General features: G+C 26.2%; 16 protein-coding genes and 1 tRNA gene. 9 read left to right on the top strand and 8 right to left on the bottom strand.

What is annotated here, in order from left to right; all coding sequences use genetic code 4:
* Nucleotides 1-71 precede the first annotated feature (71 nt).
* From JM47_RS01960 to JM47_RS01935, 6 genes are all read left to right on the top strand, one after another.
* Nucleotides 72-287: a hypothetical protein gene (locus JM47_RS01960; RefSeq protein ID WP_208895273.1), complete on the top strand. Its 216-nt coding sequence runs from the start codon at nucleotides 72-74 to the stop codon at nucleotides 285-287.
* The gene (gene dnaE, locus JM47_RS01955) at nucleotides 287-3,208 is read left to right on the top strand and encodes a DNA polymerase III subunit alpha (protein ID WP_208895272.1); all 2,922 of its coding nucleotides are present in this window, start codon (nucleotides 287-289) and stop codon (nucleotides 3,206-3,208) included. The genes JM47_RS01960 and dnaE overlap by 1 nt, the downstream gene beginning before the upstream one ends.
* Complete coding sequence (locus JM47_RS01950) at nucleotides 3,198-4,076, top strand: 5'-3' exonuclease (RefSeq protein WP_208895271.1); 879 nt, start codon at nucleotides 3,198-3,200, stop codon at nucleotides 4,074-4,076. The genes dnaE and JM47_RS01950 overlap by 11 nt, the downstream gene beginning before the upstream one ends.
* A gap of 24 nt (nucleotides 4,077-4,100) precedes the next feature.
* The gene (gene mutM / locus JM47_RS01945) at nucleotides 4,101-4,928 is read left to right on the top strand and encodes a DNA-formamidopyrimidine glycosylase (RefSeq protein ID WP_208895270.1); all 828 of its coding nucleotides are present in this window, start codon (nucleotides 4,101-4,103) and stop codon (nucleotides 4,926-4,928) included.
* A gap of 54 nt (nucleotides 4,929-4,982) precedes the next feature.
* A tRNA-Leu gene (locus JM47_RS01940) sits at nucleotides 4,983-5,064 on the top strand.
* Nucleotides 5,065-5,397: 333 nt separating this feature from the next.
* Entirely contained in the window at nucleotides 5,398-6,543 is a 1,146-nt protein-coding gene (locus tag JM47_RS01935) for a hypothetical protein (protein ID WP_208895269.1), read from the top strand.
* A 77-nt stretch (nucleotides 6,544-6,620) separates the two neighbouring features.
* Here the strand turns inward: JM47_RS01935 and JM47_RS01930 are convergent, their stop codons facing one another.
* Complete coding sequence (locus JM47_RS01930) at nucleotides 6,621-9,158, bottom strand: hypothetical protein (protein ID WP_208895268.1); 2,538 nt, start codon at nucleotides 9,156-9,158, stop codon at nucleotides 6,621-6,623.
* Nucleotides 9,159-9,484: 326 nt separating this feature from the next.
* On the opposite strand from JM47_RS01930, the gene JM47_RS01925 reads away from it, so the two are divergent.
* From JM47_RS01925 to JM47_RS01915, 3 genes are all read left to right on the top strand, one after another.
* Nucleotides 9,485-10,117, top strand: a complete 633-nt coding sequence (locus JM47_RS01925) for a hypothetical protein (RefSeq protein WP_038103681.1) — start codon at nucleotides 9,485-9,487, stop codon at nucleotides 10,115-10,117.
* A 29-nt stretch (nucleotides 10,118-10,146) separates the two neighbouring features.
* Nucleotides 10,147-16,305, top strand: a complete 6,159-nt coding sequence (locus JM47_RS01920) for a discoidin domain-containing protein (RefSeq protein WP_208895267.1) — start codon at nucleotides 10,147-10,149, stop codon at nucleotides 16,303-16,305.
* Between the two features lie 126 nt (nucleotides 16,306-16,431).
* Nucleotides 16,432-17,100 carry a hypothetical protein gene (locus tag JM47_RS01915; protein ID WP_208895266.1) on the top strand — a complete coding sequence of 223 codons (669 nt, stop codon included), beginning with the start codon at nucleotides 16,432-16,434 and terminating at the stop codon, nucleotides 17,098-17,100.
* Nucleotides 17,101-17,198: 98 nt separating this feature from the next.
* Here JM47_RS01915 and JM47_RS01910 read toward each other — a convergent pair whose 3' ends face one another.
* The 7 genes from JM47_RS01910 to JM47_RS01880 all read right to left on the bottom strand — a co-directional run bounded on the left by JM47_RS01910 (nucleotide 17,199) and on the right by JM47_RS01880 (nucleotide 24,024).
* Complete coding sequence (locus tag JM47_RS01910; protein WP_208895265.1) at nucleotides 17,199-17,789, bottom strand: type IV toxin-antitoxin system AbiEi family antitoxin domain-containing protein; 591 nt, start codon at nucleotides 17,787-17,789, stop codon at nucleotides 17,199-17,201.
* Nucleotides 17,790-18,031: 242 nt separating this feature from the next.
* On the bottom strand, nucleotides 18,032-18,349 hold the full coding sequence (locus JM47_RS01905) for a hypothetical protein (protein ID WP_208895264.1): 318 nt from the start codon (nucleotides 18,347-18,349) through the stop codon (nucleotides 18,032-18,034).
* Nucleotides 18,350-18,444: 95 nt separating this feature from the next.
* Nucleotides 18,445-19,029, bottom strand: coding sequence for a GA module-containing protein (locus tag JM47_RS03880; RefSeq protein WP_222702338.1), 585 nt, complete (start codon nucleotides 19,027-19,029; stop codon nucleotides 18,445-18,447).
* A 234-nt stretch (nucleotides 19,030-19,263) separates the two neighbouring features.
* On the bottom strand, nucleotides 19,264-19,677 hold the full coding sequence (locus JM47_RS01895; protein ID WP_208895263.1) for a GA module-containing protein: 414 nt from the start codon (nucleotides 19,675-19,677) through the stop codon (nucleotides 19,264-19,266).
* Between the two features lie 308 nt (nucleotides 19,678-19,985).
* Nucleotides 19,986-20,240, bottom strand: coding sequence for a TM2 domain-containing protein (locus JM47_RS01890; RefSeq protein ID WP_038101782.1), 255 nt, complete (start codon nucleotides 20,238-20,240; stop codon nucleotides 19,986-19,988).
* Between the two features lie 741 nt (nucleotides 20,241-20,981).
* Nucleotides 20,982-22,331 (bottom strand): GA module-containing protein, encoded by a 1,350-nt coding sequence (locus JM47_RS01885; protein WP_208895262.1) that lies wholly within the window; start codon nucleotides 22,329-22,331, stop codon nucleotides 20,982-20,984.
* 394 nt (nucleotides 22,332-22,725) lie between these two features.
* Nucleotides 22,726-24,024, bottom strand: coding sequence for a hypothetical protein (locus JM47_RS01880; RefSeq protein ID WP_208895261.1), 1,299 nt, complete (start codon nucleotides 24,022-24,024; stop codon nucleotides 22,726-22,728).
* Between the last annotated feature and the right edge of the window lie 17 nt (nucleotides 24,025-24,041).

Raw genomic sequence — 24,041 nt, 5'->3', positions numbered from 1 at the left:
AAATATTTATATTTTGTATAATATTTAAAATGTAACTATTTTATTTTGATAAGTAGTTAAAAGGATTTATTATGGACAACAATAAAAAACAACCAACTTTTCAAAACACTTTTGAACGTACAAAAGTAGATCAAACCGCTGTCTTTGATATCAATGATATTAATGATGCTAAACCACTTGAAGAATACACTCTTGAAGAATTAAGATACACTCTTGAATATGAATCTTTAGATAAAAAGAAACGTGATACTATTAAGCGATTAATTAAGGAAATTGAAAACGCCTAATGTTTGTTAATTTACACGCTCGTTCACACTATTCACTCCTTCAATCTACCCTTAAAATCAATGATTTAATAAACTTTGCTTTAGAACAGAAGCAAAGTTATGTTAGTTTATGTGACTTTGAGAATATGTATGGATGTATTGAATTCTATGATAAAGCTAAAAAAGCTAATTTAAAACCAATTGTTGGAATTGAATTCAACTATTTAAATACTAATCTTTTGATGTATGCATTAAACTATGAAGGTTATTTAGTACTTGTTGATATATCATCAAAACTACTAACTAATCAACCTTTTAGTTTAGATCTAAAAGATTTAGAAAATACAATATTAATTGCTACAAATCATGGAATTAGTTTTGATCATAACAACTTCTATCAAAGCTATGATAGTTCATTAGTTAATTATGTAGCTGTTAATTTAGCTTGTTATTTAAATAAAGAAGATAAAGAAGTAGCATTTGCACTAAAAGCAATTGCTAATGATAAGAAAATAGTTGATTATGAAGATGATAGTTCAATTGATAATGCTTATTTATTAACTGAAACAGAAGCTAAACTAATAATTAAAGATTATGAAAAAGGAATAGATAATCTAAATCAAATATTAAACAAAATTGATTTAGAAATCAAAAACCAACCAATTAATATTCCTACATATGATCCTAAAAGTCCAGTTATATCAAGTCAAATCTTAAGACAATTATGTTATGAAGGATTAGCTAAAAGACTAAACCAAGAAACTAATTTACCAGAAGAATATACTAGTCGACTTGATTATGAATTAGATATTATTATTCAAAAACAATTTGAAGACTACTTTTTAATTGTTTATGACTTTATTGATTATGCTCGATCAAATAATATTATGGTAGGACCAGGAAGAGGAAGTGCTGCTGGGTCTTTAGTTGCTTATTGTTTATATATTACCCAAGTTGATCCAGTTAAAAACAATCTAATCTTTGAACGATTTTTAAATCCAACAAGAATTAGTATGCCTGATATTGATACAGATATTATGGATAGTAGACGTGATGAAGTAATTGAATATCTATTTAATAAGTATTCAAATGATCATGTTGCATACATTGTTACATTTGGACGAATGAAAGCAAAAATGGCAATTCGTGATGTTGGACGAATTCTTGGTTTTGATCAATTGATCATTAATAACATATGTAAAAACATTAAAGAAGAATATAATGAAGATTTAGATCAAGCAATAGTTAATTCTAAACATTTAACTGAAGCTAATAAAATGTATAAACAATTGTTTACTATTGCTAAACAATTAATTAATACACCAAGAAATATAAGTACACATGCAGCAGGGATCATTTTATCTAAACAAAAATTAAGTAGTATTATTCCTGTTCAAATTGGCATCAATGATCGATTATTATCTCAATACTCTATGGAGTATTTAGAACGCTTTGGTTTAATTAAAATGGATCTGTTAGGTTTAATTAATTTAACAACCCTTGATAATGTTATTAAACAAATTAAAAGAACCCAAAACAAAACCATTGATTTAGCTAAAATTAATTATAATGATAAAAATGTTTTTGATGATTTATCACAAGCTAAAACTGAAGGTATTTTTCAGCTTGAATCATATGGAATGAGACGTGTACTTAAACAAGTTAAACCACGTTCTGTTGAAGATATTTCAATAGTTTCTGCATTATTTCGACCAGGGGCTCAAAAGCACATTAATGAGTTTGTACAACGCAGGTTTAGTTCTAATAAAAACATTAATTACTGAAATGAAACAACTAAAAAGATTTTAGAACCAACATATGGAATTATTGTTTATCAAGAACAAGTAATTCAACTTACCCAAGCAATTGCTAACTTTGATGCTGCTAAATCAGATAACTTAAGAAGAGCAATTTCTAAAAAAGATGAAAAAGCACTTGCTTCATTTCAATCTGAATTTATTAATGCAGCTATTAATAATGGTTTTAACCAAAACCAAGCAATATCAATCTTTAATAATATTTTAGAATTTGCTAATTATGGATTTAATAGATCCCATTCTTTAGCATACTCATATATTAGCTATTGGTTAGCTTATTTAAAACATTACTACTCAATTGAATTCTTAGCTACTTTATTAAATAGTGCTAGTTCAAAAGAAAAGAAATTATTAGCTTATATTAAAGAAGCTAAATATTATGGTATTAAACTATTAGGTCCTAATTTCTTACACTCAGTTGCTGATTTTAGATATAACACTAAAACTTATTCAATTTTATTTGGTTTTAAAATGATTAAAGGTGTTGGAGAGGAATTAATTAAAAAGATTTTATCAATTAATGATCGTAACCAAATAAGCAACTATACTGAAGCAGTTAATGCTTTAAGAAAAGCTAAAGTTACTGTTAAAAACATTGAACTTTTAATTAAAGCTGGAGCTTTTGATGTGTTTTTAGTTAATCGACGATTTCTTTTAAACAACTTAGAGATCATCTACGAAAACACAACCCTACCATCCGGTTTACAAACCTCACTAAATGGAATTGAATACGCTAATGATCTAAGTATTAATCAAGCAGATGATTTAATTAAATTTGAAGAAGATTTATTAGGAATCAGATTAGCTGATTTAAATGCTCCTGTTAGTATCATTAATGAAATCAATGGAGTAACTATTAATCACATTGATGAACTAGATGAAGATGGAATTAACATTATCTTTAAAATTAATTATATTAATAACTCAACCACTAAAGCTAATAAACCAATTTTTTATATAAATGGAATTTGTAATAGTACTAATATTACTTTAACCATTTTTCATTCAAAAGCTGTTTTAGTTACTAACTTAAAACAAAACAACAGCTATGTTTTAAAAGTTAAAAAATGGAATCAATTCATTGTTGTTGATGAATTGATAATGGAAATAAAAGATGAACAATAAAAAAGCTGTCGTAATTGATGGTAATTCACTAATTTATCGGGCTTTTCATGCTACTTATAAACAAGCAGAATGATCAGTTGATAATAATATGTTACCAACTAATGCAATTAAATTAGTTGGTATTATGATTTTTAAAATCTTAAACGAACAAAAATATGATTATGCTCTAGTTGCTTTAGATTCAAAAGCAAAAACAAAACGAGCAATGGAGTATGAAAACTATAAAGCAACTAGAAAACCAATGGATGATAAACTAGTTGTCCAACTACCTTATATTTATGAACTATTTAGTTTAATGGGTCTTAAAACCATAGCTGAACCAGGAATTGAAGCTGATGATTTTGTTGGTTCATTTGCTTGTTTAATGAATAAATATGATATTTATACAGATGTTTATAGTTCTGATAAAGATTTATTACAATTAGTTAATGCTAATACATCTGTTTGTTTACTTAAAAAGGGTGTTAATGATATATTAGTTAATACTATTTCTAATTTTAGTGATTTTAATGATGGTTTATTACCTAATCAGATCACAGACTATAAAGGATTAGTTGGTGATCTTAGTGATAATTTACCAGGAGTTAAAGGAATTGGAGCTAAAACAGCTCTTAGTTTAATTCTTAAATATAAAGACTTAGAAACTATCTATGAACAAATAGATAGTTTAGCTCCATCAACTAAAAATAAATTAATTAATAGTTATGAACAAGCGATGATGTGTAAAAAACTAGCTACCATTGATACTAAACTATTAGTTGATTTTAAACTAGAAGACTTTGTTTTAGAACCATATAAGATTGATCAATTAGATCAATTCTTTACTAAATTAAAGATTCAAAATGTAGCAAACTATTATAAACAATAAGATTATTAAATAAGAGAATAGATTATGCCAGAATTACCAGAAGTCCAAACCATTATTAATCACTTAAATAAAGTAGTATTAAACCAACCAATTGTAGATATCACAGTTAATCTAGAAAAGATATTAAAGAATTGTACTGTAGCTGAATTTAAACAAGCATTGACTAATGCTAGTTTTAAAAGAATCGAGAGAATTGGTAAATTTTTAATTTTTCATTTAGATAATGATCTAACGCTTGTTGTCCATTTACGAATGGAAGGGAAGTTCTTTTATCAAAAAGAAAGTGAATTCTTTAATTTAGCTCATACTCACATCATCTTTAAATTCAATAATAAGATGGAGTTAAGATATAATGATACACGTCAATTTGGGACTTTTCACTTATTTAGAACTGATCAATATTTAAATGAAAAGATGTTAAACAAAATTGCTCTTGACCCTCTAGATCCGAAGTTTGATGCTAAGTATTTAATGCATCAATTTAAAAATAAAACAATTGCTATTAAAACTGCTTTATTAGATCAAACCAAAGTATCTGGGATTGGTAATATTTATGCTGATGAGATTTGCTTTGCTGCAAAAGTATTACCAAATACTCCAACTAATAAAATTACTAAAAAACAATATCAACTTTTAGCAGATGCATCAACACAAATTCTAGCTTTAGCTGTTGAACATAAAGGGACAACAATCCATACTTTTAAATTTGATGCAACATCATCAGGAACTTTCCAGAGTTTATTAAAAGTCCATACAAGAGTTAAACAAGAGTGTTTTTTATGTAAAAACCCAATCATTAAGATCAAAGTTAATGGTCGAGGAACTTATTATTGTAGTAAATGTCAAAAATAGATTTTTGCTTTAAACTGTTTTAATTTGTATTATAATTCTATGGTATCTTAAAAGGCTCGAATGGCGAAATGGCAGACGCAGTTGACTCAAAATCAACCGAGAAATCATGTGGGTTCGAGTCCCACTTCGAGCACCATAAAATTATCAATCATCAACCAATGCACAAACCTATCTTTAGTTCATAGTTTTCATACTAAAGATAGGTTTTTATTATCTTAATAAACAATATTTATTAGTTTTTAGTGTGAATTTAATTAATATTATTTTAAGTTTTTAGAAAAGTTAATAAACTAGGATATATTAAAAGCTAAAATACTTAATCCAATATAACTTCTATATATTAGTTATATAATTTATTATTTATGTTAAACTTTTAAACATTGATATTAATAAAATAATAATGTTTTATAAATAGTATTTTATATAGTATAAAGATAAAAAAGAAAATAAAGGGGATAAGGTATTTAGTATGAAAAGAAAAATAAATAAAAAGCTAATACTTTTTAGTTCACTTATTACATTAGGATTATCATCTTCTATTATTATTGCTTCATGTACACCAAACAAATCTAAAACACCAGAAAAACCAAAACAAGGAACTGAAAATGGTAGAGGTAGTGGTTCAATGAGTGGTAATAATACTGGTGGTACAACTAGTGGCTCTACTGGTGGAAATAATGGAAATGGTGGAAGCAGTAAAAATAATGAACAAATGAATGGATTAGGTACACAACCACAAAACCCAAAAAACAATGGCGGTTCTTCCGGTTCTAATACAACACCAACAACACCATCTGCTAATAAAAATGCTAACTTTAGTATTAGTTTACCAAGTGGTGAAGAATCTATTGCTTTAGACCCGGCTTCTGATGTTGGATATTTCAAAGTTAATATTAATAAATTGAACCCACAACAAAATCTAGAAGATAAAGTTTTAATTGTTGAAATAAAAGATCAAAATCAACAAGTGAAAAAAGCTTTTGCAGAATTAAAAATTTGAAAAGAAAATGAACCAATCACTCTTTTATTTGTTGGTTTAAAACAAAATGATAAATACACATTTAACGATGTTTATGTAGTTAATAAGAATGATAGAAACTTTGGAGAAGTTTCAAAAGACAAACAAATCAAAGTTGTTATACCAAGCAATTTAGCAACTAAACAAATCGATGTTAAAGTTCAAAGTAATAAAAAAGTTCTAACTGAAGAAGAAAAGAAAAAAACTCCTATTAAATTTATCTTAACAGAAAAAGATGGAAAGCTTAATTTAGCAGCAGTTCCTGGTCAAACGGATGTTGGTACTCCTATTAAAGATAAATATGTTCGGCTTAGTTTATTCCAACTTTATCAAGATCAATGAACAACAAGTACAAAATTAAACACACAAATTCATAAAATTGAAAATAATAACATTGACATCTCAAAAATCGATATTTCTGAATTTAAGGAAAAGAAAGATAAAATTGCTATTTTTGTTGATGGAATTTATGATGATAATAAAGCTGTTACTCCGTCATCTCAATACCGTTTTGATTACGAAGATCCATCTGCTTTATTCACTAAGAACGACAGTTTAGTGCTAATTAAGGATTTTGGAGCTAACAATCAACAGTAAACTTTCTATTAAATATTTAGTTTATCTTAAGATAAAAAATAAGAATCGCAATAAACGATTCTTATTTTTTACACTATTTAGTTTTTACTAAGTACAATTTCTTTCCCTAAAATATCAAATTTTTCATGAAAATCATCATTTAATGCAGCTGCTAAAACAGTTGCTCCGCTAATATCAAATCCTAAGTTTGATAACGGTATACGTCGATTTACAATATTTGCCTTAGCATCAAAATCCATAGGAATGTTGTCATTGAATATTTTAATTTGGTTATTTTTGAGTTTAAAATAAATTGAATAATTGATATTTATGTGTTTTTTAGGTTTGTCTGAAACTAAATCAATTTGAATGTGTGTATTTTCTTTGTTAATATTTAGACCCTTAATCCCATACGAATTTCAAAGGTTAAAAACCTCATTATCGTTCTTAAATAATAAAATTGTTCTATTTGGGAGTTTAAGTTCAACTCTCTTGAGTTTGAAGTGTCTATTAAACGGTATATTTAAATTAACAATAGCTTCATTAGATATAGCTTTAGATAAATCTTTTAATGGAACTTCTTTTTCAATTTTTTCATGTTCTTTAGCATCAAGCTTCTTATCACCAGTTAAATGGTTGCTTGCATTGATATGTGGTTGAGCTTTGCCTTGATATTCAAATACAAAAAATAAATGTTTTTTATCATCATCAGAAAGATATTCTGTTAAATTTTCTAAAGCAATTTTAACATCATTATAATGTTCACCTTCAAATGCAGTTGTTTTTACATTAATTAAATATTTATTTTTATAAAAATACTTTTCAACATTTGATAGGTTAGATGTTTCAAATTCTATTTGCTCATCTTCACTAGTGATTTTATCAATAATATATTTCTTGTTTTCTTGTAATTGTTGTTCTTTACCAACATCAAAAGTAGCTACTAAACCATTATCAACAACGGCTTCTAATTTTATTGTTTCAACACTTTCACCATCAACTTTTAAATGTAATTTAACCTTTTTCCCAACTAATTTAGGATCATAAAACTTAATTGTTTTTGATTTGTCTTCCTTAGTGTTTATTTCTACTGTTTTTAATTTTGTTTGTAGTTCTTCATCAATTGGTTTAGATTCATCATATTTGGTAATATTTACTTGATCGTTTAATTTAATATCTAAATTTTGAAAAGTATCTTTGTTATTATTTTTATCAACTAAATCTACTTCTTTAACAAAGAACTTCTTTAATGTTCAGTGGTGATTAGTTGGAAGTTCACTTGTATCAAACACAAACTTATTATTTTCATATTTACCAATTATTGTTTTAGGGGCGAATAAATCATCGTTAAATTCAGCTACTAAATATCTTTTAATTATTTTATTATTTGGTTGCTCAATTCCAATAGGTGATAATAAATAATCAAGAACAGGATTATTTGTTTCCAATTCTAAATTATTGCCATTTAATTGAGCTTTACTAATTAGTTTAGAGAATTGAGTTTTGTATCCTGGTCTCAAACCGTTATTTTGAATAACAACACGTCTTGTCTTAGTTGGAGTATTAATTTCATTAGATTCAACACGCTCTAAATGGTATTGTTGATCTTTTGATATTTTTGACAACACACCAACATCAAAGTAATTTGCTTTGTTTTCTTGTGTTTGAGATAATACTTTATATTCTTGATTATCATCTCCCTTAAAAATGGCATAGTAATAATCGTTTTGTTTTGCTTGAGGTACTTTTATTTCTAAGGTAGTTTTACCTTTATTAATAGTAAATGGAGTTTCTGGTTTAGCTATATATTCAAATTCAATTTCTTTAATATCAACTTGTTTATCTTGTTCTTTTGATTGTAATTTCTTAACAACAAATTTACCAGATTGTAAATTAGATAATTTAAAAGAGGCAACATTATCTCTAACAACACCAAAGATTTGATAGATTCGACTATTAGTAACATCATTTACAGTCAAAGTCATTTCTTTAAGATTAAATTCACTACCAACATTTTTCTTATAAACTAATTGATTACTTAAATCTTTATATACAATTCCATCATTAAACAACTCACTACTAATCATTGGAGTAGTTGATAAACTAGGTGCAGAATTAGATTCAACTGCTTTTGTTTCTAAAACTTGATTATTTTTATTAGATTCAACCTTGATTGGACTATTATCAGACTCATTATTATAAATAGATACATCTTTAATTAAATATTTAGTTTTAGGTTCTAAATCACTAAATAAAACAGATACTATCCCTTGATCATTAACTTGTGCTTTATTAGAAACAAAAGCAGTTTGATTACTTGTATTCATTTCTTTTAGTAAGCTAACAGAAACATAGTAATTTGCATATGCTTTATTAACTTGAAGGTTTAATGTATATTTTTGATCTGAATTAGTTTTAAGTTCACTTTCAACTACTTGTGAATTAATTGGTTCTTGAACTAATTTTTGTGGTTGATTTTTTTGAACTAGTTTATTTTTATTATTAGATAGATTTGGTTGGTTTGGATTCTTTGGTTTAGAGTTAGTATTTGGTGCACAACTAGCAATTAAACTAGTTGTAATAGCTACTAAACTAAGCGAACTAAAAACTAAAATTGCTTTGCTTTTTAATTTCATTAATGTTTACCTCTTTATTGTTATTAACAAAACAAAATAAGTGAATAATTTATATATAGATTTTCAAGTTTTTAATTATAGTATAAAAAATCAACTACTGCTTAAATATTAACCTTTGATATTAAAGCTTCAGAAAGAGTGAACTAATTATTAATTAGTTAATATATCCCTTTTTAAAGGCTTAAAACACCTCTAAACTTTCCTATTATTATTATTATTATTATTATTATTATTATTATTATTAATGAAAACACATAAAAATGTTGCTATTTTTTATATAATTTTATTAACTAGATAGGAGTGTTAATTAACTAAAAAATTTAAAAATGAACAAGAAGATTAAACTAAACCGGTTTAAATGATTAACAATTGGATCAATTGGTATGTTTTTAACTGGTTTTGTTGTAGTTTCTTGCTCTAAAAACTCCATAAATTTAAAACAAGAATCAGATTTAAAATATACCAAACAACTTATTGCACTAACTAATTTATTTGACACCCTTAAAACTGAAATCAACCAATACTATTTAATTACTGATAATAGTTTAAAAACACAACTAAACAACATTGATAAGAAACTTAAGTTTCTTAAAGATAATCAAGCTGATCAAGATTATTCTTTATTACTTAAAACATATCAAAAAATTAATACGAGCATTAGTTGAGTAAGAGTTCAACGCGAACTTAAAGCTCAACAAGTATTAAATAGTTTTCAACAACTTGAAATCTATTTTAACACCCTGCAGCAACAAAATACTTATGACAAGTTCTGATTAATTAAAAAGTATGAGCAAATCACTAACTTATATACAAAAGTTACTACTTTTCTAACTAGACTTATCCAAGCCCATGATATTAAAGCTAAAACTGATGATAAGTATGATGCTTTAATAGAAGAAATTAATCAACTACTTGCTCTTATTAAAAAAGAAGCTTTAGCTAATAAAGTAAATAATTAATTTTATTTAGAAGAAGAATTTTTTTACATATGAAAAAAAGATCTAAACTAATATATTTTGCAGTCTCTACATTATCTTTATCTACAATCATTGGTTCTTTATTAATTGGATGTACTAATAACAATTCTTCATCTAATAAACCGATTACTAATCAGTTTAATGATGCTATGAATTTAAGTTTAGCTTTAAATGATATTAACTATAATAAGATAAAAGTTGAAGATCAACAACTAATTAAACAAAAAGTTGCTAATTTACAACAATTAGCAACTGATGTTAATATCATTAATAACAAATCTAAATTTGAACACTATTATAATGAACTTAAAACCTTATATCAAACCCTTAAAAATGAATATAAGATTGATTTATATAATAAAGCTACAACTAAAAGAGAACCAATTAAACTAAAAGAACCAACTATTATTAAAAAAGATATTATTAATAATAGTGTTGATACAGTCAAATTAATAACAACAAAACATTATCTAGACTATGATAATATCTTTTTAGTCGCTTCTAAAGAAGATACTTATCAATCAATAATTAAAAAATTACCAACTAGAATCAAAGTTAGTTATGGATCTAAACAATCAAGTGTTCTTATTAATTGATTTACTAAGCATTTAGATAATAAATTAAAAATTGATCATAGTTTTATAATCTATGGTGCTTTTAGTTTTTTAAATGAAAACTATAATATTAAAGCTGATATTAACTATGTTAATGAAACAGTTGATTTAAATCGAATCGATTTAACTCCCCTTGTAAATAAAGATAACGAAAAGGATCATTTTGTTTTAGATCAGATTCATTTTAATAAGGATCTTTATAAGTTGTTTGATAGTGATTATAGTGATAAATCATATTGAGACAATTTTGAGATTATTAATACTCATACAGAATTAGAAGATAAGCACAAACAAATTGTAATTAAATTCGATCAAACTAAATTAGTTAATGAAATTGGTTTTAAATTCTTTTTAGGAACTTATGCTAAAACATTATTACCAAAAGAGTTTAGAATCCAAACATCAAATGATGGAATTAATTTTAAAGATGTAGTTAATCAAGATGTGATTAGTACAACAAGCTGAACCAATCTAGCTGTTAATGATGATAATACTTCAGATTGATTATCTATTAAATTCAATACAGCTAAAGCTAAATATTTAAAAATTAAATGAGAATATAATCGATTTTATTATGCAGGTTGAAGAAATCCTTTATTTGCTTTAGCTGGTTTAAAAATCTATGGCGTTGATAAACAAACTAAAAGAGAATCAATGTACAGTGTGATTGATGATACAATCAAAAGCTTTTCATTTAATGATCAAGTAGTAAATGCTACTGATATTTATGACTTTAAAAGAAAACAATATATTATTAATTCTAATCATAACTTAGATATTAATAAGCTTAATTATCAATTTAAAGTTAGTTTTAATAATCCAATGATTAAGTATTCAATTAATCTTTTAGAAGAAACTTATCTAAAAGATGAAACCAATAAACTTTTATCTAAACTTTATATTATTAAAACCTTTGATCAAAACAATAAACTAATTAATAAATACTTAGTTGCTTTATATGATAAAAATAACTTAAACTCTAATGATCAATTAACTGATAAATTAGAATTATCGTCTAATACGGTAGTTAATCAAGCTAAAGTATTAGAAGCATTCTTTAAAAGAATTAACAACTATAGTTATAAATCAGATCAAACTTATCAATATTTAAAGAATTTACACCATAAACTAGATTATGCTTCTATTAATAAGTTTGATACTTATTTAATTAGTTTATATGATGATTTAGTTAATGAAGCTAATTTTTTAGCTAATAACTTAGACAACTTAACTTTTAGAAATGAAGATAAGAATAAACAAAAAGCTAACTTAGTAGCTAAGATTACTAAGTTATTAAACAATGAGTTTATAGAATATGATCAACTTAAAAATGAAGTTGATGCACTTAAGAAATTAGTTAAACAATCTGAAGCAATTAGTTCACTAAAAGCAATTGTTAAAGAACAAATTAATAATGAAAAACTAATTTCTAAAGAAACTAAAGAAAAATTATTATTAACACTATTAGATGATGATGTATCTGTGTTTGAAATTAATTCAAACTTTAGTTACTATAAAGCATTAACAAAAACAATTATTAAAGAGCTTAAAAACAACTTAGTAGCTTCATTTTTAAGTGATGAAATTAAAAGTTCTTTATTAGTTGATGTTAACTTAATTAAAGACTATAGTGCTTTAGAACAACTTAAAGCACAAATTGATCAACTTATTAGAACTGATAATTTAATTAATTACATTATTAATCAAACTTATTCAAGAATTCAAAATGATTATTATGGAGCAAATAAAACCTTTGCTTTTTATCAATTATTAAATAAGAACAAAGAGATTTTTGACAAAAAACTGAAATCAGTAACTAAAGCAAACTACTTTTTAGAACAATTAAATAATTGATTAAGTAGTAGTAATGATTCTAATTCAATTAAAGATGCTTATTTAGATTTAGTTAATAAGGAATTTAATGAAACTAAAATAGTAAATGATAATTTAGCTAGATGAAAAGCTTTAGATTTATATCGATTTATGAATGTAGCTTCATTAAACAATCAAACAGCTAAGATTATGCTTTTAGATTTAGATACTGATTATTTAGATTTTGAAGTAAATAATGTTAAATTAAATCAAACTTATGATCAATCAATAATAACTTATAAAATTACTCATAAGTACAATCCTGCTTTAGTTTTATATAAAGAAGTAAGATTTAGTTTAGATAATGAAAAGATCTTAAAGAAAATAAATGAACTAAAACAAACTAGTAGTTTAGATCAATATTTTGAAGTTGATTATTACTTATTATCTAAACTAAATGAAAATGAGTTTAATAATCAGTTTGATCTATCTAAGAGTAATAAAGTAGTTGGTATTGTGTTGTATGCAGACTATAATAAACCAACTATTAGAAGAAAACAAAAATATGTAAATGAAAGTTTTGAGTACAGAATTAAACAAACACCAACTATTAAAGATAATAAACTAGTTGCTACTGTTGAATTCTTATTTAATAATAATGTTATTTTTAGTAAGGAATTAATTACAGATAAAAATGTAGTTTTCCAAAGTTTAGAAGCAACAGAGAAAGATGATGATCTGATTGATTTAAATCAAGCTAAAGAAATATTAGCTGATAATGAAAACTTACTAACTCATCTTTATTTAAAGAAGGGATTAAATCAATCGCACCAAGACTTTTATCCAGATGATGCGATTAATGTTTTAAATACAATGTATGATTTACCTAAGTTTGGGAAATATACGATTGCACCAAAACAATTAATCAGAGCTTATGATTCAGGGAATGAGTTTGGTGGGGTTGCTGAAATCTTCTGGGGTATATTAAAAACTGAAATTGATGAAAACAATCAAGTCGTTCAAAAATGAGTTGATAATGCATTTTCAGATTCGTTTTCAGTTAATCATTTTAAACGTTATCAATACCACGACTTCATTAAACCAATTAATAATCAATATTTAACTGAAGATGATTTTAAAGCTCAAAATGAGTTTGATCCTAATCTTAAAAAAGAAATTGATTTATTAGATAATAGTGATGTTGACTTTAGAAGAGTAGTTGGTCGGGCTGAAAGTAGTTCTAAAACTACTTTATATCGAAACTTAAACATTGATGAATTCTTAAATCAAAAAGCACATATGAAAGCTAACTACTTCTTAAGAATCATTGATCCTAAAGATAAAGAAGTAGTTATTGGTACTCAACTTACTAATAAACTATATCAACCAGGTGAATATGTTTCTTCTCGATCAGGACATATTCCAAGAGATGATATTGATCGATGATCATCTGCAAACAACAAACTAATTAAAGAAAAAACTTTTTATTATTTCTATGATATTAAAAAGCTTGGTCATAACTCAATTAGTTTTAGATTAGGTTTTGTAAAAAATGATGATAAGAAACAACGTTATTCACCTAATAAAGAATTTGTTATTAATAATGTTGTTAATGATTATGAACAAAATCTATATCCTGAAGTAATGCTAAATAATTTAATTCATTACAACATTAAAGTTGATTATGAACAAATAGCTACTAAAACAGTAGCTGATTGATCAACTGATCTTAAAGAATTAGATAAACACATTACATTAGTTAATTCAGAAGCAAATAATGATTTATACATTAATGATTATTCAATTACATATAAAAACTTCTCATTACTAAAAAGTTATTTTAGAATTGGCGAAATTAAACAATATGGTAAAAACAAAGCATTTGTAAGATTTGAAGTACTTACTTTTGATCGAAAATGAGTCTTAGGGAAGAATTGATATTTAATCTCTAATTTTAAAAATAGTGATAATAGTTTAGTTGAACAACTACACTATGATAATCAAAAACTAACAACACTATATTATGATAATAAAAATGTTAAACGAATAAGAGAACTTGAACCATACATTGATGATGCTGAATGATCTCTTAAATCAGATTATGAAGCTGTTTGGAAAATGGATAGTAAATACATTAAACATACCTTATTATCAAACAATGCTTTTGATCGAGAACTTGATTTAGAGATGTATGCTGGAATGTTAGTGTTTGATAGTCAAGTAGCTGAACGAATTACATCAAAAAATCGAACAATCAAACTAAAACTTGATTTTGAACAACTACTTAACTCATCATTTATTTATTCATCAAGTTTTATTGAAAATGTAGATAATAAACCAATTATTATTAATTACAAACTAACTATTACATATAATCCTTTAGATCAAAGTATTAATTTTAGTTTCATCGTTGATCAACCATTTAGAATCAAATTAGGTTATCCACAAAATGAAAGAATAAAAGATGGAGTTAAGTTTGATTATACAAGAGCTGTAATGTTACCATATGCTCCAGTTAAAATTAAAATGAGCTATACAAATCAGATCCAAAATGAAAGTGATTTTGGATTAGGTAAAACTAATTTATATGAATATAATTTAGCTAATACATCAGCCACTGATCAAATTCATCTTTTATATAATGATGTATCTTATTATGCTAATAAGATCTATAATCCAAACCAAAATGTATATTGAAAACATAATGATGGATTTATAAGTAATATCCAATGAATTAGAGATGATTGAGGAACAGTTAATCGAGAATGAGATCTTATTAACCGAGTTCGTGATAATGCATTTAAATATGTAACATATAATAGACATCCTGGTAGTGCAGGTTGATTAAATAAAATTAATGATGATCCAAATGATCTATCACTTTACTATATTTCAAACTGACACGTTGGTGAGTTTTATCCAAATATAAATGCAAATGCTAATGCTATTTATGTAGATAAAGCAACTGAACCACCAGTGATTGGTGCTCCTACTATCTCTTTACCATTAAATAAATGAGATTCAGAACTATATAAAGGATATGGTTATAGTGTTTATAGTTGATTTAATACTAATTCATCATTAAATGTACGTGCTGGTAGTACATCACCAATTTATATTGGTTATAATCGTGCTAATAATAACTCACCAAATAGTGTTGATGAACTAGTTGATAAAGATGGTAAACCATCTTCTTCATCATTTGATTTACAACTTACTTGAAGTGATTTTAAAACTTCATTTGATCATGCTAAAAAGGGATTACGTGATGATATCTTAATGAAGTTTAGAAACTACTTAGAAGCTAAACCAATTAAAATAAACCAATCATCAAACAGAAACCATCATATTGTTCCTGTACTAAACCCATTAGCACACATTGGATTCCCTGGTTGAGGATTTATGACTGGATATGTTAACTTCAGACCAGAGATGACAGATACTAACTTCTATTTTAGACAATATCCAAACTACTCACCAATTTTATTTGGACCAGGAAACTCTGGATCTGTAATCTGATCAAGAGATGGTGATCCAATCTCGATTTGAAGAGCTGGAGCAAATGGTAGTTTTTCAACAGGTGAATTATTTGATAGTTATAACCATAACTACTTTGGTATTAATTGAGATAAAAGAAGTCCGCTTGAACTAAAAGCCTTTAAACATAGTGTAGGACATTTAATTCTAAGACAAGCCTTAAATCATCCATTTAAATACGCTGTTCCTTGATTTTATAAAAAATAGATTAATTTTTGTTTAGTTTTATAGTTCTTTTTAAAATAATGAATTGTTATAATTTAGTTGTATTAACTTTATATTAATTACAAACTAATGTTAATAAATTCCTAGTTTAATACATGGCGTAAGAGAATGAAACTAAAAACAAGCAAAAAACAAGTAAGGATTATTGCTTTTAGTAGTGCTTTAGTTTTAGCTGGATTAGTTAGTACAACTGCTTTTGCATGTAATAACAATAAAACTTCAAAACCAAAACAAGTTGATCAACCAACAGTTGAACAACCTCAAACTCAAGCTCAAACTCAAGCTCAAACTAATACTGATCAATATCCAGCTTGAAAACAAGATAGTATTGATAAAATAAATCAACTTCAATTTACTTCTAATGAAGAAAAAGCTAAACTTATTGAACAAATTAAAAAGAGTGATGATTTAGCATTTGTTCTTGATATCTCTAAATCTATTAATCAATTTGATAATTATAAAAGAGATATAATCTCTAAGTTTATTTTATTAGATTATTTATCAGAGAGTTATTTAAATAAAGCTAAAGAACAAATTATTGCTCAAACTAAAGATCAAAAAGATAATGTTGAAACTATCTTTGATCAACTAAAACAGTTTAATCAATACAAACAATCTAAAAATGTTACTATAAGTGTAGATTTTGTTAAATTAACTTCTGAAGAATCAATCAGCTTCCAAAACAGAATTAAAGAAGCTGAAAATGAAGCTGATGTTGATGCTATATACAAAGAAGCAGAAGATTTAAATAATAGCCGAACTAAAGCTTCTGTTTAAAAACAAAAATCAATCTAGATTAAATGAGCTAAAATGCTCATTTTTTTCTTTATGTTGGTTTAAATGGTTTGATCGATAAACTTACTAATCTATCTTTATTAAAGAACAATTTGCATTATCTCTATTATTTCTTTGACAATCTTCATCTTTTTAGAATATTCATATAACTTATCTAAGTTCTTGTTTTTAGAGCGTGCATATCTATTAATTGTTGTACTAAATAGTTCTGCTTCTATTTGATCTCTATTTTTAATAAAATCACAAACAGTTCTTTCTAAATCATATACTCTTATAGTATTTCCGAATGGTGTTTCTTTTATAGTGATTCCTAGATCATAGATATCTTTATTTACATAATGTACTATTACATTATCATTTAAAGAATGAGCATTATATCCCTTATATACAGTAACTTCCATTTCATTTGGTATTATATCTGTTAATTCATGAAAATAAAGAGCTGATACATATGAGAAAACAGGGACACTAAATCTAAGACTAAAAAAGTAAAATTCATCATAGTCTGTGTTTTTATCTATATAAACACCTCTACTTAGTTTATTTAATTCTTGTTTTTTAAGCATTCTACTAAGGTAGATAGTAGGGATGTTTAAGTCTTTAATTTGTTTAGATGTGATAATACCGTTTGATTGTTTAAGCTTTGCTTTGATCTTTTCAATGTAATTCATAATTTAAGTTATTTGTTGTCTTTGTGCTTACATTATATATTTTAGTTAGCATAGTTGCAACAATAAAGAATTAGTATTAAAAGGTTTTTAATTCATCCTATAACTTTGAGTATATAAAACATTAAGTTTTTATCTATTCTTTGTATAGATAAAAAATAAAACCCATATTTATTAAATAAGCATAAATGCTTTATTTTTCTTTATGGATTTTATTGGTGGTTAATGTGGAAAGAATTTTGATGTTATTTAGCTTTAGTTGTTTTTTCGGTTGTTACATAATTGAACGTTAATTTTTTGCCGCCTAGATCTACATTATGATATTCTGTCTCAGTTTCAATAACAATCTTATCAATTGTAATTTCTCTATTTGAATATTGTTTATTCTTAACAACGTTTGTAGCAAAATCTATTTTATCAGGGTTCTTTCATAAAAAACCTTTAAAATCTTCTTTAAATGATAAGTTGTAATAAACTTCATTAGTTTCAGAATTAATTAAAAGTAGTTTAGCATTTGTGTTATTTTGAAATCTTTGCTTTGCATTGTTAGCTTTTAATATCAAATTAAGATTTTTAATTCAATCACCTTCTTTTGATTTACCAACTTCTAGATTGAATTTTTCAACTGTTAGTTGATTTTCACTTAATTGAGCTTTATCTACTTTTTGAATATGTTTTTAGCATCAGCTAATGCTAAAGCAATTTTCTCTTTAGCTTCTCTATATTTGATTGCATTTTGATTATTAGCTTCTTTAACGATATCATCAGCTTCTTTAATTTCTTTTTCTAATTTAGCTTTACCATCGGCATATTTAGCATCTTTTAATGAAGTAGTTATATAAGTGTTAGCTTCTGTTTTAATATCACTAAATGCTTTGCTTGCTTCATCTTTAGCTTTTTGATTTGCTTTAGTAGCTTGTTGTAAAACACTATCAACATTATCTTTTGAAGTGGCAGAATTAATTTGTTCTTTAAACTTTGTTTCTTCTTCTTCTTCTTCTTCTTCTTCTTCTTCTTCTTCTTCAGTTAAACTAGTTAATTGATCAATTTGAGAACTAGAAGCATTTTTCTTTTCAGCTAATTCTTTTTCTTTAGTTGCTTTGTTTTGCTTATTTAGTTCATTTGCTTGCTCAATAATTTTATTAATTTCATCTTGATTAGATGCTTTATTAATTTGATCTTTAAAGTTATTTTTATTTTCTTCTGATAAATCAGATAGTTGATCAACTTGGTTATTGGCCATAGCTTTCTTATCATTTGCTTTATTTGTTTGATTTAAAGATTTAGCTTTGGTTAAAACTGATTCTACTTTTTGTAAGGAATCACCTTCATCAACTTCTTTTAGAAGTGAAGTCTTTTGTTCAGGAGTTAAAGAAACTAAACCATTAATTTCATTCTTAACTTCAGTTTTCTTAGATGCTAATTGAGTATTCTTAACTTTAATTAAAACACCTTGAACCTTTTGTTCTGAATCAGCTTAATCAACTTCTTTTAAAAGTAATGCTTTTTGTTGATCATCTAAACCTACTGATCCATTAATTTCATTTTTAACATTATTCTTAGATGATACTAACTTAGCTTGTTCATTTGCTTTATTAACAGAGCTAGCTTGTGTTGCTTTTTCTAAAACAGTTTCAACTTCTTTAGTTGATTTAGCTTCTTTTACTTCTTTGTTGAATTTATCTACTTGATCTGCTTTTAAATAACTTAAACCACTAATCTTACTAACTGTTTCAGTTTTCTTAGCTAAAAGTTCAGAAGCTACTCTTTTATCATTATTTTGTTTATTAACAGCAACCCCAGCAACTACTCCTGTTATAGTTGAAGCAGCAATAAATCCACCTACTCCGATTAATATTCCCTTTTTGCTTTTAGTATTTAGTTTACTCATATTAAAACCTCTTTTTAAATATTGATCTTCAAGAGTTATTAGCTCAACTAACCCTTTGGTTTAAATTTCAAAAAATGGTTTAATTATAAAAATTCCCTTACTTTTTGCAAAAAAAAAAAAAAAAAAGCGATTTATCAATTAATTGTTCCGCTTAAGTAGAATAAAAAGCTTTTAGATTTAGTAGATAAATGATGATATTAATCAAACCGATTACTTATTAAAATCGCTTGCAAAAATGCTAATAAAACAAAAAAACTCCACCCCATAAATGAGATGAAGTTTATTAATTTTGAGTTAAATAATTATGCCTATTTACGAATTCATTTTAAACGTGCACCAGTTTTATCTCTAAATCTAGCAAACACGATCATGAAGAAATCAACTAACGCACCGAATCCAAATAATCCACCAGTAAGTAATCATAAAATACCAGTTCAGATTTTACCTACATAGAATCTATGTGCACCAATTGCACCAAAGAAGATTACTCATAATAAAGCTGCTAAATTAGATTTTCTAGAAACTGGTTCAGCATTTACGACTACATTTGTATTGTTTTCCATAAAAACTCCTATAAATATCAATATGTTGTTTTATTTACTGTTTTATTGAGACTATATTTATTTAAAATGATTTAACCATAAAAACAAAATAGTTTTCAAGGAACAAAATGTTGGTGTATACCTTAATTATTAGAAACCAAGAACACACATTAATATTTTATTTAATTTGCTTTTTTTTTTTTTTTTTTTAGCAAAAAGAAAATTAAAAATAAAATAATGGGAACATTTTATAAAATAGATAAACATGTTTTTGCTTAGTATTTATTGGTTAGATCACTAAATACTAGCTACATAAATATTAATTATAATTTTATTGTTTATTAACTGATTAAGCAATTAATAATTAGTTAGCCATTTATATGTTAACAAACTGAGAGCATAACTATAGTTTTCGCATAGCTGTGTTTTTTGATTTTAGACATATATGGTTATATTTTTAGATCTTAAATGATTAAAAAGAACCTCATTAGGTGTTTCTTTGTTTTGTTATTTTTACTTTCTATTTTAAAAATATTTGTGTTGGAGATGAAGATGATTAATTAAATTGATTATTAAGATTGTTAGTGGGGATAGTTTTTTAAAAGAGAGTTTTATTTGAAAAATATCTTTTGAGTATATAGTTTTAATGAAATGTTAAATGGTAGGTATTGACAAGTAACAAAAAAAAAAAAAAAAAAAAACCATCTTAACCAAAAGATGAATTTAATCAATTGATTTCGATGTTTTTTATTGTAGATAGGGTTAGCTAATAGTTAATTCGTCACTTTGTTTTGTCAATAAATTAGTTTCCGTAGTATCATCAGATAATCATACTTGTGTAACTTTTCAAGTGCCTTTTTCATTTTCTGCACCATATTTTTGATCAGAACTAATCTCAAATGTTACACTGCCATCACTCTCTACCTTCTTATTTTGGTAATATATAGTTTTATTAGTTGGTCCAAAACCTGCAGCATTTTCTACAAACTCTCCACCTTTACCGTTGTTTAAGGTAAATTTAAGTCTTTTAGCTTCTATCTTACTAAAAGTTTGATTAGTAGTTTTTAATTTTAATCAAATATATTTATCATTCTCGATTCTTATTGAAACAGGAGTTAATGAAGATTTAACTTCTTCAGCTTCTTTCTTAGCTTTTGCTGCCACCTTTTTAGCATTAGCATCTTTCGCTTCTTTTAGGGTTTTTTGAATTTCTTCTTTTTGGTCAACAGTTTTAATAGCTTCTATTTTTTGAACAAAAGGTGCACGCTCACTTTCTTCTAAAGCCTGCAATTTATTAATTTCTGCAATAGCATTTTGCTTTTCTTCTTCTAGTTTAGTAGCAGCTTCTTTAGCGTTTTTCTTTTCAGTATCTTTTGTTTTTGCTTCTTCTACTATTTTGTTAATTTCTTCAGATTTAGTTGTATCAGTGATTTTATCAACGTTATCTGTAAATTCTTTTCTTTCTTCAGGAGTTAAATTAGCTAAAGCATTAATAGTATTATTAGCTTCTTCTTTCTTTGTTTTAAGAGTAGCTTCAGCTTCTTTTTGTTTATCAGCCTGTTCTTTTTTAGTTTTTTCTTCGTTATTTTTTAATTCAGCTTGTTTAACTATTTCATCAGCTTCATTAATTTTAGAAGGATCCGCAATAGCATCTACTTGATCATTGAAGCTCTTTTTATCAGCTTCAGATAAATAAGCTAATTTAGAAATTTTTTCTTTTGTTTGAGTTTTTTTAGCAGTTAATGCGGCTTGTGCTTCTTGTTCAGATTTTTGATTATTATCATTTGTTGAACCACCTAATGAATCTGTAGTTCCACCATTTCCTGAACCTTGGTTTCCTGCGTTTGATGAATTCCCGCTTCCTGGATTAGCATTTGTTGAACCACCAGTTCCAGAACCTTGACCAGTTGGATTTGTGGTGTTTCCATTTCCACTACCTGGGTTTGAAGATTCATTACCACCTGTTTGTGGTTGTTCTACTTTCTTTTCAGTGGGTTTAGCTGGTTTTGCCTTTGTTGGTGCACAAGCTGCAACTACTCCTATAACACTAACCCCTGCCATAATAGCACCAACTGATAACGCTAGTGCTTTTTTATTTTTGAATTTACTCATATTTATAAATCCTTTGATAGTAAATTATGTCTAAAATTCCTTTTATCAAAGCTTGGATTTATTTGAAATATGAAGTGATTTTAGGAACTATTTCTTCGTTTTGCAAAAAAAAAAAAAAAAAAGGACTTTTTGGAAATGTTCCAATTTAGCCCTTTATATAGAGATATCAAATCGTGTTATTTTCTTTAATTAAGAAACAAATTACATCAAAAACTTGAATTAATTAATTCTTATCTAACAACTCTAATCATAGATCATTTCTATTCATGAATATGATTTCTTGTTTTAATACTTTATTTATAAAATCAAAACACCCTTTAAATAGTATCTTTTAATTTTATAAAGTTTGATGATCAATTGTATTTATTTTGAAATATTATGAAGAAGAATTAGATTAGTATTCTATTAATATTTCTTTAGGGAATTCATTAAGTAAATTAGTTTGATTTTTGTCTTCAATATCCCATAGTTTTACAAGTTTATAATTACCCTTTGGAGTTTGGGTTAACTCCCCATAATAATAAAGTGTTTCGATTCGTACCATCGCTATCCCATTACTTCCAACAGTTCCTAAAACAAATGGACCACTGTTATCAGTTGAGAATCTTGCTGTTTCATCTTTTTGTGTTTCAAAATGAGTTTTACCATCTTTACTCACAACACTAATTTCCATACCAAGTTTTTTATTTTTTATTCTCTCATATGTTTCCTTAGATGTTTTGAAGTCAAACTGTAGATAATTTCTTTTGTCTACAACATTAATAGAACTTGAAGTTGGTGTTAATTTATTTTTTCTTTCTTCTTCAGTTTTATTGATTGACTCTAAAATTTTATCTAATTCTGTTGCTCGATCGTTATTCTTAATTTCTTCAATTTGTTTATTGAACTTTTCTTTATCGCTTTCTAATAAGTAAGATGAGCTAGAAACCTTTGATTTAGCATCTTCTTTCTTTTTATTCAACTCTGCTTGTTCTTTTTGCTTTTTAGCAGCATCTTCTTCCATTTTTTTCTTATTTTCATCTTGCGAACCTATTTCTGATCCCATTTGATCTGCTTGCTTGTCAGGTTCATCAGCTTCTCCACTTTTGTCTGTTTCAGGATTGCTTTGATCATTTCCAGTACCACCAGCTTGTGAATCTGATTGAGAGTTCATAGGATCGGCTTGTTTCTTAGCACTATCAGTTTTACCATCTTTTTCTTTAGATTCATCAGGCTGTTGATCTGATCCGCTGTTTTTTCCTGGATTTGAACTATCTTGTTCTTTTTTATCAGAATCTTTAGGAGCAGCTTCGGTTGAACCAGGTGTTTCTGTAGTACCTGAGTTTGAAGAACCATTAGATGGATTAGAACCTAAATTAGGTTTTTCTCCATCTTTCGTTGATTCTGTATTTCCATTTTGTTTAGTTGGTTTAGTTTCAGTTTCTTTTGGCTTAGTAGTTGTAGTAGAACCATTTTGTGAATCTGTTGAACCACCACTGTTTGAACCTTGCCCAGTTGGAGTTGTAGCACTTCCGCTTCCTGGGTTCGAAGATTCATTACCACCTGTTTGTGGTTGTTCTACTTTCTTTTCAGTGGGTTTAGCTGATTTCGCCTTTGTTGGTGCACAAGCTGCAACCACTCCTATAACACTAACCCCTGCCATAATAGCACCAACTGATAAGGCTAGTGCTTTCTTGTTTTTGAATTTACTCATATTTATAAATCCTTTGA

It is taken from the genome of Ureaplasma diversum, assembly GCF_000941095.1.
In the GTDB taxonomy this organism is placed as follows: Bacteria; Bacillota_I; Bacilli_A; order Mycoplasmatales; family Mycoplasmoidaceae; genus Ureaplasma; species Ureaplasma diversum.
The sequence above is the reverse complement of the archived record's forward strand: the minus strand, read 5'-3'. Positions and strand labels throughout refer to the sequence as shown.